This is a genomic window from Streptomyces adelaidensis (genome assembly GCF_016598475.1).
GTDB classification, from domain to species: Bacteria; Actinomycetota; Actinomycetes; order Streptomycetales; family Streptomycetaceae; genus Streptomyces; species Streptomyces adelaidensis.
Genome location: NZ_JAEMUX010000289.1, coordinates 1 through 595, shown reverse-complemented (window position 1 = coordinate 595; position 595 = coordinate 1). Strand labels below are relative to the sequence as shown.

The following is a 595-nucleotide window of genomic DNA, read 5'->3' as shown; positions in this document are numbered from 1 at the left end:
GAGCGGGCGGGCTGGCTGTCCGGGCTCGTCGCATCGCTGGCCTGCGGTGTGGTCCGGGAGCACTGGAACGGGGCCGGTCTGGCCCGGCTCGCCTCGGGCACGGATCAGTCGGGGGCCGGGCTGCCGTCGCAGGGGTGGATGGCGCTGCGGCGGCTGGGCTGGGCGGTGGCTGTCCCTGTGTGTGTATGTGCCGGACCGGGTGGTGCGGATCGTGCAGGAGCAGGCCGGGCGGGTGCTGCGCTCGGCCTGGTGGCGGGCCGAGATCACCACCGCTCTGCTGGCGACCTGGCCCGCCGACCCGGCCCGGCGCACGGATGCCGAGTGGCAGGCCCTGCGGGCCGTCCTCCCGGAGGGCGGGCAGGTGGCGTCGAGTGTGCTGCTGGCCCGCACCCGGCAGATCACCGACTTCCACACCCGCCATCGCCGGATGCCCGCCGATGTCACCGAGTGCGAGCCGCCGCCCGGCGGGGGCGGCGGACAGGTGGTGCTCGCGGCGGTCGACAAGCAGCTCGCCACCCTGACCCGCTGCCCGGAAGACCCCTTCCGGTACGGGGTGCTGACCGTGCGCATGCCGGTGCGTCCCGATCCCGCATCC

At 75.6% G+C, this 595-nt stretch carries 1 pseudogene; it reads left to right on the top strand.

Going from position 1 to position 595, the window contains the following annotated elements:
* Positions 1-211 precede the first annotated feature (211 nt).
* A pseudogene (locus I8N67_RS41890) lies at positions 212-595 on the top strand (zinc ribbon domain-containing protein); the annotation flags it as partial.